This window comes from Streptomyces sp. NPDC007095, assembly GCF_040634475.1.
In the GTDB taxonomy this organism is placed as follows: domain Bacteria; phylum Actinomycetota; class Actinomycetes; order Streptomycetales; family Streptomycetaceae; genus Streptomyces.
In genome coordinates this window covers 1-11520 of record NZ_JBEYFS010000307.1, presented here as the reverse complement: position 1 = coordinate 11520, position 11520 = coordinate 1, and the positions used below count along the sequence as shown (strand labels likewise).

Annotated in this window: 11 protein-coding genes and 1 pseudogene; 9 read left to right on the top strand and 3 right to left on the bottom strand. The window is 71.2% G+C overall.

The window, feature by feature from the left end:
* Positions 1 to 667, bottom strand: a pseudogene (locus tag ABZ656_RS52320) (LuxR family transcriptional regulator); the annotation flags it as partial.
* Positions 668 to 781: 114 nt separating this feature from the next.
* Between ABZ656_RS52320 and ABZ656_RS52315 the strand changes: the two are divergent.
* Both ABZ656_RS52315 and ABZ656_RS52310 read left to right on the top strand, forming a co-directional pair.
* Positions 782 to 1468, top strand: a complete 687-nt coding sequence (locus ABZ656_RS52315; protein ID WP_360279017.1) for a triacylglycerol lipase — start codon at positions 782 to 784, stop codon at positions 1466 to 1468.
* A 107-nt stretch (positions 1469 to 1575) separates the two neighbouring features.
* The gene (locus tag ABZ656_RS52310; protein WP_360279014.1) at positions 1576 to 2262 is read left to right on the top strand and encodes a class I SAM-dependent methyltransferase; all 687 of its coding nucleotides are present in this window, start codon (positions 1576 to 1578) and stop codon (positions 2260 to 2262) included.
* Here the strand turns inward: ABZ656_RS52310 and ABZ656_RS52305 are convergent, their stop codons facing one another.
* Positions 2263 to 2637, bottom strand: a complete 375-nt coding sequence (locus ABZ656_RS52305) for a hypothetical protein (protein ID WP_054228993.1) — start codon at positions 2635 to 2637, stop codon at positions 2263 to 2265.
* A gap of 4 nt (positions 2638 to 2641) precedes the next feature.
* Positions 2642 to 2905 (bottom strand): toxin-antitoxin system HicB family antitoxin, encoded by a 264-nt coding sequence (locus ABZ656_RS52300; protein ID WP_101407860.1) that lies wholly within the window; start codon positions 2903 to 2905, stop codon positions 2642 to 2644.
* Between the two features lie 146 nt (positions 2906 to 3051).
* On the opposite strand from ABZ656_RS52300, the gene ABZ656_RS52295 reads away from it, so the two are divergent.
* From ABZ656_RS52295 to ABZ656_RS52265, 7 genes are all read left to right on the top strand, one after another.
* Positions 3052 to 3927 carry an ABC transporter ATP-binding protein gene (locus ABZ656_RS52295; RefSeq protein WP_360279010.1) on the top strand — a complete coding sequence of 292 codons (876 nt, stop codon included), beginning with the start codon at positions 3052 to 3054 and terminating at the stop codon, positions 3925 to 3927.
* Between the two features lie 10 nt (positions 3928 to 3937).
* Positions 3938 to 6502, top strand: a complete 2565-nt coding sequence (locus ABZ656_RS52290; protein ID WP_360279007.1) for an ABC transporter permease — start codon at positions 3938 to 3940, stop codon at positions 6500 to 6502.
* Between the two features lie 89 nt (positions 6503 to 6591).
* Positions 6592 to 7509, top strand: coding sequence for an LLM class F420-dependent oxidoreductase (locus ABZ656_RS52285; protein ID WP_101407862.1), 918 nt, complete (start codon positions 6592 to 6594; stop codon positions 7507 to 7509).
* A 57-nt stretch (positions 7510 to 7566) separates the two neighbouring features.
* Positions 7567 to 7992 carry a GNAT family N-acetyltransferase gene (locus tag ABZ656_RS52280; RefSeq protein ID WP_360279003.1) on the top strand — a complete coding sequence of 142 codons (426 nt, stop codon included), beginning with the start codon at positions 7567 to 7569 and terminating at the stop codon, positions 7990 to 7992.
* A gap of 160 nt (positions 7993 to 8152) precedes the next feature.
* Positions 8153 to 9496, top strand: a complete 1344-nt coding sequence (locus tag ABZ656_RS52275; protein ID WP_101407864.1) for a hemolysin family protein — start codon at positions 8153 to 8155, stop codon at positions 9494 to 9496.
* Complete coding sequence (locus ABZ656_RS52270) at positions 9493 to 10506, top strand: hemolysin family protein (protein WP_101407865.1); 1014 nt, start codon at positions 9493 to 9495, stop codon at positions 10504 to 10506. The genes ABZ656_RS52275 and ABZ656_RS52270 overlap by 4 nt, the downstream gene beginning before the upstream one ends.
* Positions 10507 to 10587: 81 nt before the next feature.
* Complete coding sequence (locus tag ABZ656_RS52265) at positions 10588 to 11427, top strand: SGNH/GDSL hydrolase family protein (RefSeq protein WP_360278998.1); 840 nt, start codon at positions 10588 to 10590, stop codon at positions 11425 to 11427.
* Positions 11428 to 11520 lie beyond the last annotated feature (93 nt).

Genomic DNA, 11520 nt, shown 5'->3' with positions numbered 1-11520 from the left:
GCCGGGCCCGCTCGCTCGGCTCGGGGGACAGCGCGGCGGCGCGTTCGACGAGGGCGCAGGCCAGGGCGTGGTCGCCCGCGGTGCGCGCGGTGTGGGCAGCCGCCCGGAGTTCGGCGGCGAGGCGTCGGCTGGGGCCGAGGGCGGCGGCGCCCCGGTGCCAGGACCGCCGGGGTGACTCCCCCTCGCCGCGCATGACCCGGGCGAGCAGGAGGTGGACGGCGCGCCGGTCCGTCACGGAGGCGGTCTCGTAGGCCGCTGTCCGGGTCCACGGATCGCGGAAGACGAGCCCGCCCGCCGTGGCGTGGGCGACTCCGGCCACCTCGGCGGTGACGAGGGGCCGGGTGTCGAGCCGGGCCGCGGTGACGGCCCGCAGGAAGGCGTGGGTGTCGACCGGGTACTGGTCGGCCGCCGCGAGGAGCAGGAGGCGCCGGGTGGGGTCGGGCAGGGCGCGGACCTCCTGGCGGTACGCGCGCAGGAGTACGGGAGGCTGTGCCGGCAGCGGGTCGAGTCCGGTCAGCTGACGCTCGGTCAGCGCGGAGGCGAGTTCTGCGGCGGCGCGGCGGTCGCCGTGCGCGGTGCGCAGGATCCGTAGCCGTACGCCTTCGGGAAGCGAGGGGCCGAGCTCGGGTTGTGCGGGGCCGCGTACGGGGTTCACCGAAGTCACCACCCGAATGACGTTACTGGTGAGTTAACTGGCAAGTAAAGACCGGCGATTTCACCGATGCGGCGCGCGTAGACCCCGACTGACACTCCAGGCACCCCACCCTTGTCCGGAGGCACCATGCAACGCCGCTTGCGTCGCATCGCCACGTTCTTCTCCGCCGTGGTCGCAGCGCTCCTCGTGCCGCTCTCCCTGTCCGCGGTCCCCGCCCAGGCCGCGACCCACAACCCCGTCATCTTCGTGCACGGCCTGAGCAGTTCGGCGAGCAGTTGGGACGACTGGATCGCCGACTTCAAGGCCGACGGCTACAGCGGCTCCGAACTGTTCGCGTGGTCGTACGACTGGGGGCAGTCGAACGTGACCACGGCCCAGCAGCTCTCCACCGAGGTCAAGAACGTCCTCGCGCAGACCGGCGCGTCGAAGGTGGACCTGGTCGTCCACTCCATGGGTGCGCTGAGTGCCCGCTACTACCTCAAGAACCTCGGCGGGACCTCGTACGTCGACGACTTCGTGTCCACCGCCGGGGTGAACCACGGAACCACGGTCGCGAGCTGGTGCACGTGGCTCTACACCTCGTGCGCCGAGATGTACACCGGCAGTTCGTTCCTGACCGCGCTGAACTCCGGCGACGAGACGCCGGGCAGTGTCTCGTACGCCAGTTACTGGTCGAACTGCGACGAGCTGATCAACCCGGACACCAGCGCGATCCTGAGCGGCGCCACCAATGTGGAGGCCGGCTGCATCTCGCACACCGACATGAACAACGACCATGGCGTCTACGAACAGGTGCGCGACTTCATCGCCTGACGTGTGCGTCCGCCCGGCGTATGACACAGGCCGGGCGTCGTAGAGCGTGTGGCGGACGTTCTGGGGGGACAATCCCGGTAAGACCCCGTCCTCCCGGGAGGTCCGTCATGCCCTTCACGTCAGCCGGCTCCGCCAAGGTGTCGCGGGACGCCGTGCGCCATCCGCTGTTCGCCCGCTACTACGCCCGTATCAGCGTGGCGGCCGAGACCAGGATGGGCATCGGCGCGGTACGCGACCGGCTGCTCACCGGTCTTTCGGGGCGGGTCATCGAGATCGGCGCGGGCAACGGGCTGAACTTCGCGCACTACCCGAGCGCCGTCTCCGAGGTGGTCGCGATCGAACCCGAGCGGCTGCTGCGGCAGTTGGCCGTGGAGGCCGCGCTGCGCTCCGAGGTACCCGTGGACGTGGTGCCGGGCGCGGCGGAGGCACTGCCGGTCAAGAGCGAGGCGTTCGACGGGGCGGTGCTCTCGCTGGTGCTGTGCAGTGTGCGCGATGTGCCGCGGGCCCTCGGTGAGGTGCGGCGCGTGCTGCGGCCCGGTGGCACGGTGTGGTTCTTCGAGCACGGCAGGGGCGACGGACGTGTGATGGCGTCCGTCCAGCGCGGACTGGACCGGACGGTGTGGCCGCGGCTGAACGGCGGTTGCCATCTGGCCCGCGACCCGATCGCCGCGCTGCGCGAGGCCGGGTTCGAACTGGGTCCCTACCGGCGGCTGTTCATTCCCGAGAAGGGGCCGCGGCTGCCCACGTCGTACTGCGTGCTGGGCAGCGCGAGGCGCCCGCTGATCACGGAGTAGTCACAGACTCCACTGCCGCAGCTCCTGTGCGATCTCGTGCACGGTCGCGTCGCCGCCCTTGACCAGACGGGCGAGTTCGCGCACCTGCTCGGGCGAGGTGACGACCTTGAGGCCGCTGGCGACGAGATAGGCGTACGCGACGGCCGAGGCGAACATCGCGTTGGAACGTTCGAGCGCCGGGACGTGCAGCAGCAGTTGGAGCAGCGCGGCGGCGCGGGCGTGCGGGCTGTCGTAGACGGGAATGCCGAATATCTCCGCCTCGTGCCGGCTGACGGCGGCGACGAGGGCTCCCCAGTCGGTGACCTGGGGATCTCCGGGCGTCTTCTGTTCGGCGATCATGAGGAGCCAGGCGAGGTCGACTCTGAGACTGCTCAAGGGATCAACGACGACCTTCGCGTGAGCCGTCCCGGAACGTGTCCCGTGCGCCCTCTCGGTCCGTGCCGAACTCCTCGGCGAAGACGTTCGCGTACTGCTTCATGAAGTCGGAGGCCGCGTCGACGAAGGTGTGACCGACCTCCCCGGTGTCCTGTCTGACGAGCTCTTCGATGTAGCGGTTCACGCTCATGCCGCGCTCCAGGGCCCGCTCCCGGGCCGCCCGGGCCGTGCCCTCGTCCACCCGCACGTTCAGTTGGGTCTTCGCCATACCTCGAAGCTAGCGCCGAAGTGCTAGCACCCGCAAGGGGCGACTCGCCGGAGCCGGTACCTCGGGGGGATACCGGCTGTGGGCGGGGTCACACTACGCTCGGCCGGGACCGGGGAGTCAGGACGTCCATCACGGAGGAGGCGGCCTTGTCCACACCTGCTGCGGAGCACGTCGTCGGACGACGGGAGGCCGACGGGGTCGCCGCCCGCGCCCGCGGCCTGACGAAGGCGTACGGATCCGGCGAGACCACCGTCCTCGCCCTCGACTCGGTCGACGTGGACATCGCGCGCGGCCGCTTCACCGCGGTCATGGGCCCCTCGGGCTCCGGGAAGTCGACGCTGATGCACTGCCTGGCGGGACTCGACACCGTCTCGGCCGGACAGGTGTGGCTCGGCGACACCGAGATCACGGGGCTCAAGGACCGTGAGCTGACCCGGCTGCGCCGGGACCGGATCGGGTTCATGTTCCAGTCCTTCAATCTGATCCCCACGCTGAACGCGGCCGAGAACATCACGCTGCCGATGGACATCGCGGGCCAGAAACCCGACCAGAAGTGGCTGGACCAGGTCATCGACACGCTCGGGCTGCGGGACCGGCTGAAGCACCGGCCCGCGCAGCTGTCCGGCGGGCAGCAGCAGCGCGTCGCCTGCGCGCGGGCGCTGGCCTCCCGCCCCGAGCTGATCTTCGCGGACGAACCGACCGGCAACCTCGACTCCCGTGCCGGGCTCGAGGTCCTCGGATTCCTCCGCGAGGCGGTCGACGACCTCGGCCAGAGCGTCGTCATGGTCACGCACGATCCGGGCGCGGCCGCCCACTCCGACGTGGTGCTGTTCCTCGGGGACGGGCGGATCGTGGACGAGATGCAGCGGCCGACGGCGGAGGCGGTGCTGGAGCGCATGCGGCACTTCTCCGGGGGCCGCCCGGCCGCCGGGGGAGCCTGCGACGACGTGGTCCTCGCCGCCGACTCGGACGACGTACCTCTCGACACCCTCGACAATCCCGACACCTTCGACAAGGACTGAGGCGGCGGCCGTGCTCAAGGCGACTCTGCGGAGCTTCCTCGCCCACAAAGGGCGGCTGCTCCTGTCCGCGCTGGCCGTCGTGCTGTCCGTGGCGTTCGTGGCGGGCAGCCTGATCTTCTCGGACACGGTCACCCGTACGTTCGACCGGCTCTTCGCCTCCACCGCGGCCGATGTGACCGTGTCCCCGAAGAACGATCTCAAGTCGCGGGTGTCGACCGGTGCCACGCCGACGCTGCCCGCCTCGCTCGCGGACCGGCTCGCGAAGGTCGACGGCGTGGCGGCCACCCATGTGGACGTGAGCGTCGAGAACCTCACCATCGTCGACCGCCAGAACAAGTCGATCGGACCCACCTCGGGCGCGCCGACCATCGCCACCAACTGGCAGGTCACCAAGCGCAGCCCGGTGAAGCTGACCTCCGGCCACGCCCCGCACGGCGCCGACGAGGCGCTGCTCGACGCGGACACCGCCAAGCGCAAGCACGTGGCGATCGGCGACAGCCTGACGGTGCAGGCACAGCGCACCTTCCCGGTGAAGATCGTCGGCATCGCCACCTTCACCACCACGAACCCCGGTGCCGCACTGCTGTTCCTCGACACCCCCACCGCACAGACGAACCTGCTCGGCAGCCCGGACGCCGCCACGAGCATCGCGGTGGACGCGGCGCCCGGGGTCGCCGACGCTCCGCTCAAGCAGCGGATCGCGGCGCAGGTCGGCACCAGGACCTACGAGGTGAAGACCGCCGACGAGCAGGCCAAGGACGCCGCCGCGCAACTCGGCGGATTCCTGGACGTCATCAAGTACGTGATGCTCGGCTTCGCCGGCATCGCCGTGCTGGTCGGCGTCTTCCTGATCGTCAACACCTTCTCGATGCTCATCGCCCAACGCACTCGTGAGCTGGGCCTGTTGCGCGCGCTCGGCGCCGACCGACGGCAGGTGCGGCGGTCCGTGCTCACCGAGGCGCTGCTGCTCGGTCTGGTCGGCTCGACGCTCGGACTCGCCGCGGGGATCGGGCTCGCCCTCGGGCTGATCCGGCTCATGAGCGCGTTCGGGATGAACCTCAAGTCCACCGAGATGGTGATCGGGTGGCCGACCCCGGTCACGTCGTATGTCGTCGGGGTCGGCGTCACCTTCGTGGCGGCGTATCTCCCCGCCCGGCGCGCGGCCGGTGTCTCCCCGATGGCGGCCCTCTCGGACGCCGAGGTCGCCGGGGTGGGACGGCCGCTGCGGACGCGCGCCCTGGTGGGCTCGGTCGTGGGCGTGGCCGGCGGCGCCGCGCTGGCCGGCTGCGCCGCGGCGTCGAAGACCGCGACGTCCGCCTCCCTGCTGGGCCTCGGTGTCGTGCTCACCCTCATCGCGACGGTGATCGCGGGTCCGCTCCTCGTGCGGCCGGTGATCCGGGTCCTGGGCGGTGCCTTCCCCGCCCTGTTCGGCCCGGTCGGCCGGATGAGCCAGCGCAACGCGCTGCGCAATCCGCGGCGCACGGGCGCCACGGCGGCCGCGCTCATGGTGGGCCTCGCGCTGGTCGGCGGGATGTCCGTGGCGAGCGCGTCCATGAGCAAGTCCTTCGACCATCAGATCGACAAGACGCTGGGTTCCGACTTCGTGATCCAGAACAGCAACTTCGTGCCGTTCACCACGGAGATCACGGACAAGGTGCGCGCCACCCGGGGCGCCGGGCTCGTCGTCCGCCAGCGGTTCACGCCGGTCGCGGTGCGGCTGCCGGACGGCAAGCGGGTCGAGACGACCGCGGCGGGTTACGATCCGCGGCTCGACGACGTCGCCCACGTCACGTACACCCAGGGGGACACGGCGGCGGCGCTCGGCGCCGGTCGCCTGGCGATGGACGCGGAGTTCGCGCGGGAGCACGGCGTGCGCGTCGGCAGCGCGATCCCCGTCGAGTTCCCCGCGGGGCGGAAGACCGACCTGACGGTGGGGGCGCTCACCGACCAGGGCGGCTCCGGCGGTTTCGGGATGCAGGGCGGGCTGTTCTTCGGCTTCGGCACGATCGAGAAGTACGTGCCCGGCGGGCAGGACTCGGCCCTGTACGTGAACGCGGCGCCCGGCACGAGCCCCGACCGGCTGCGCGCGCAGCTGGAGCAGACGCTCAAGCCCTATCCGCAGGTGCAGGTCCGCGACCAGGCAGACTACAAGAAGCTCGTGCACGACCAGATCGCCGTGCTGCTCTACCTCGTGTACGCGCTGCTCGGACTCGCGATCGTGATCGCGGTGCTCGGCGTGGTCAACACCCTCGCCCTGTCGGTGGTCGAACGCACCCGTGAGATCGGACTGCTGCGCGCCATCGGGCTCGGCCGGCGCCAACTGCGCCGGATGATCAGGCTGGAGTCGGTGGTGATCGCCGTGTTCGGCGCCGTCCTCGGCCTCGCGCTCGGGCTGGTCTGGGGCGTCTGTGTGCAGCGGGTCCTCGCGCTCCAGGGCATGAAGTCGCTCGCCATCCCCTGGACCACCATCGTCGCCGTGGTCGTGGGTTCGGCGGTCGTGGGCATAGTGGCGGCGCTGCTGCCGGCGCTGCGTGCCTCACGCATGAACGTCCTGGCGGCCATCGCACACGAATGATGTACACGTGTCCTGTCCGCTGATGTACTCGCGTCCTGTCCGCCCCGTTCACCCCTCGAGCGCAAGTCGCCCGTGAGTGAGGAGAGTTCATGTCGCGGCCCCTGCCCCCTTCCGGCCCCTCCCGTCGCTTCCGCCCCTTCCGCTTCGGCATCAACCTGCTCGACCCCGCGCCCCTCGACGAGTGGCGCGCCAAGTGCCGGCGGGCCGAGGAACTCGGCTACGACGTGATCCTGGTCCCCGACCACCTGGGCATGCCCGCGCCCTTCCCCTCGCTGGTAGCCGCGGCGGAGGTCACCGAGCGGCCCCGCCTCGGCACCTTCGTGCTCAACGCGGGCTTCTGGAATCCCACGCTGCTGGCCCGCGAGGTCGCCACCACGGACACGCTGACGGGCGGCCGCCTCGAACTCGGGCTCGGCACCGGCTACATCCCGGCGGAGCACGACACCGCAGGCCTCCCCTGGGGCTCGCCGCGCGAGCGGGTCGACCATCTCCAGCGCACCGTGGAGGAGTTGGAGCGCCTCCTCGGTTCGGACGAGCACCGGCCGGGAACGGTACAGCGGCCCCGTGTGCCGCTGCTGATCGGCGCCAACGGCGACCGGATGCTGCGGCTCACCGCCGAGCACGCGGACATCGCGGCGTTCACCGGGGCGCGCACCAGCCCGGGCGGCACGCTGGAGCCGATCACGGCCGCCGAAATGGACGAGCGCGTCGCCCTGTACCGGGAGGCGGCCGAGGGACGCAAGGAGCCCGCCGAGCTCAATCTGCTGATCCAGATACTCGCCGTCACCGACGACCGCGGCGCCGCGATCCGGCCCTGGCTGCCCCGTATCCCGAACCTGACCGAGGACGAGGTCCTGGAGCTGCCGATCGTGCTGGTGGGAACGCTGGAGCAGATCGTCGCGCGGGTCCGGGCGCAGCGGGAGCGGTACGGGTTCTCGTATCTGACGGTCCTGGAGCCCAACATGGAGGCGTTCGCCCCCGTCGTCGAGGCGCTGCGGGGCCAGTGACCGTCCGGATCGTGGAATTCGTCGCCGCACCACGGAACACATGATGGGATCGGCGCCATGACCGAGCTGCGCATACGGGCCGCGACGACCGAGGACCTCGACACCGTGCGGGCTTTCTGGAAGGTGGCCGCCGAGGGCACGAGCATCAGTGACGACCGGGACGGCGTGGGACGACTGGTCGCCCGCGATCCGGAGGCGCTGATCCTGGCCGAGGACGACGGCGGGCTGGTGGGCACGGTGATCGCGGGCTTCGACGGCTGGCGCTGCCATCTGTACCGGTTCGCGGTGCATCCCGGGCGGCGCCGCCGCGGGATCGGCTCCGCGCTGCTCGCCGCCGCCGAGGAGCGGTTCGTACGGCTCGGGGGGCGGCGCGCGGACGCGATGGTGCTGTGGCGGAACGAGACCGGGCAGCATGCGTGGCGGGCCGCCGGGTACGCGCCCCAGGAGCAGTGGCGCCGCTGGGCGAAACCGCTCACCGACTAGCCTCCAGCACCCAAGAGGGCACTTTGCCGACCCTTTACCATGGGAGGATCACCCGTTCCTCCCATGAAAGGTGTGAGCGTCCGCCGATGGGCGAGCCTCCCCGTACCCGACATCGCGCGATCCCCCCGCCCCTGGCCGATCATGGGACGGAGGTGACGCGATGACCGAGGTGCTCCTCCTCCTGGTGGCGGTGCTGCTCTCGCTGGCCTGTGGCGCCTTCGTCGCGGCGGAGTTCTCACTGACCACGGTCGAGCGCAGCGAGCTGGAGCGCGCCGTCGAGCGCGGCGAGCGCGGCGCGTCGGGCGCCCTCAAGTCCGCACGGAATCTGACATTCCAGCTGTCCGGCGCCCAGCTCGGCATCACCGTCACCAACCTGGTCGTCGGCATGCTCTCCGAGTCGTCGATCGCCAAGCTCATCGCGGGTCCGCTGGAGTCGCTCGGTGTCTCGCCCTCCGCGTCCCGCTCGGTGGCGCTGGTCATCGGTACGGCCCTGTCGACGGTCTTCCTGATGGTCGTCGGCGAGCTGGTCCCCAAGAACTGGGCGATCTCCTCACCGCTCGCCGTGGCCAAGCGGGTGGCGACGCCGCAGCGCTGGTTCAGCGCCGCGTTCCGCCCGTTCATCACGCATCTCAACAACACGGCCAACCGTGTCGTACGTGTCTTCGGCCTCGAACCGGCCGAGGAGCTGGCCTCCGCACGCGGACCCCAGGAACTCGTCGCCCTGGCCCGGCACTCCGCCAAGGAGGGCGCTCTGGAGGCGGACACCGCCGAGCTGTTCGTGCGCACCCTGAACCTCGCCGACCTGAGCGCGGAGAACGTGATGACCCCGCGCGTCCAGGTCATCGCCCTGGACGTCCAGGCGACCTGCGAGGACGTGGCGAACGCGACACGGGCGACGGGGCTGTCCCGCTTCCCCGTCTACCGCGGCAACCTCGACTCGGTCGTGGGCGTGGCACACATCAAGGACGTGGTGGCGGTACCCGCCGAGCCGCGGCCTCGCACCCCCGTCTCCCGGATCATGCGCGAACCCCTGTTCGTACCGGAGTCGCTCACCGTCGACCGGCTGCTCGACCGGCTGTCCGGCGGACGCACCATGGCCGTCGTCATCGACGAGTACGGCGGCACGGCGGGCGTCGCCACCCTGGAGGACATCGTCGAGGAGGTCGTCGGCGAGGTCCGCGACGAGCACGACCCGCACGAGACGCCCGATCTGGCCCCGGCCGGCACGGACGAGGAGGGGCGGGCGCTGTACTCGGCCGACGGGTCCGCCCGCACCGACCAGCTGGCCCGCGTCGGGCTGCGGGTGCCCGAGGGGCCCTACGAGACCCTGGCCGGTTTCCTCGCGACGGGGCTCGGCCGCATACCCGCCGTCGGGGACGCCGTCGAGGTCGCCGGGTGGCGGCTCGACGTGGTGGACGCCTCCGGGCGGCGGGCCGCGCGGGTGCTGCTGCACGCGCCGCGTGACGAGGAGCAACGCCACGACGAGGAGAGGGGGCCGCGATGACCGTCGTACAACTGCTGATCGGGCTGGCGACGCTGGTCGTGAACGCCTTCTTCGTGGGCGGCGAGTTCGCGCTGATCTCGGTGCGCCGCAGCCAGATCGAACCGCGTGCCGAGGAGGGCGACCGGCGGGCACGCAGCGTCCTGTGGGGCCTGGAGCACGTGTCCGCGCTGCTGGCGGCCGCGCAACTGGGCATCACCCTGTGCACGCTGGTCCTCGGCATCGTGGCCGAGCCCGCGATCGCGCACCTGCTGGAACCGGCGTTCCACGCGATGGGCGTCTCGCAGAGCGCGGGCCACGCGATCTCGTTCGTGATCGCGCTCGCCCTGGCGACCTATCTGCACATGCTGCTCGGCGAAATGGTGCCGAAGAACATCGCGCTCGCGGAGCCGGTGCGCACCGCGCTGCTGCTCGGACCGCCGCTGGTGGCGCTCTCCCGGGCGCTGCGCCCGGTGATCTTCACGGTCAACGCCTTCGCGAACGGCCTGCTGAAGCTGCTGCGGGTCGAGACGAAGAACGAGGTCGTCGCCACCTTCTCCGACGACGAGCTGGCCAGGCTGGTCAAGGACTCCGGCGAGGCGGGGCTCATCGACGACCGCGCTCTGGAGCGGCTGCACGACGCGCTGGAACTCGGCCGCCGGCCCGTACGGGACGTGGTGCTGCCGCTGGAACGTGTCGTGTACGCGCGCGTGGGCGTCACTCCGGAGGAGCTGGAGCGGCTGTCCGCCGAGTCCGGCTTCTCGCGCTTCCCGGTCGTGGACGAGGGGCGCCGCATCGTGGGCTATCTGCACGTCAAGGACGCGCTGGACGCGATGCCGCGCGAGGTGCCGTTCCGGGTGGAGGACATGCGGCCCATCGCGCGGGTACGGGAGAGCACACCGCTGGACGACGTGCTCACGGCGATGCGCCGCAGTCGTACGCACCTCGCGGGAGTCATGGGCAGCGACGGACGGATGACGGGGCTGGTCACGATGGAGGACGTGCTGAGGGAGCTGTTCGGGCAGACGGTGTGAGCGGGCCGGGCCGTCCCGGCCGTCCCCGGTGGCGACCCGACCGACCGGCGAGTATGCGTTCGGGTTAGCATCTTGTCCGCCATGCAGACGAATGCCACCTACACCAGTCTTGTCGCGGTCGGCGACTCCTTCACCGAGGGCATGTCGGACCGGCTGCCCGACGGCTCCTACCGCGGCTGGGCCGATCTCCTCGCCGGCCGGATGGCCACGCGGACGCCCGGTTTCCGCTACGCCAACCTCGCGGTGCGCGGCAAGCTGATCGGGCAGATCGTCGAGGAGCAGGTGGACGTGGCGGTCGCGATGCGGCCCGACGTGATCACCCTCGTCGGCGGACTCAACGACACGCTGCGTCCCAAGGTCGACATGGGGCGTGTCCGCGCTCTCCTGGAGGAGGCCGTGGAGCGGCTCGCCCCCGCCTGCGAGCGGCTCGTCCTGATGCGCAGCCCAGGCCGCAACGGTCCGGTTCTCGAACGTTTCCGGCCGCGTATGGAGGAGCTCTTCTCCGTCGTCGACAAGCTCGCGGACCGGCACGGAGCACTGGTGGTCGACCTCTACGGGGCGCCCTCGCTCGCCGACCCCCGGATGTGGGACGTGGACCGGCTGCATCTGACGGCCGAGGGGCACCGCCGGGTCGCGGAGGCCGTCTGGCAGACGCTCGGGTACGAGCCCGAGGACAAGGAGTGGCGTACGCCGATGCCCCCGACGCCGCCGCCCGGCTGGGCCGCCCGCCGCGCCGCCGACGCCAGCTTCGCCAGGCAGCACCTGCTGCCATGGATAGGACGACGGCTGACGGGACGCTCATCGGGGGACGGCCGGACAGGCGCCCACTTCAGCGCTGAGCTGGGCAAAGCCTTCTGGGTCACCCCTGCGGACCACACAAACCCCGGCCCTGTGACGGACTGGCGACGGGTGGGGCACTAGCTAGTGCCGCAACAGGCAACGTTCGCCCCGTCGCGACGCCCGGCACGCACTCTCGCCGCACCGGCCGAAAGCCCAAGTACGTCCAGTACGAGG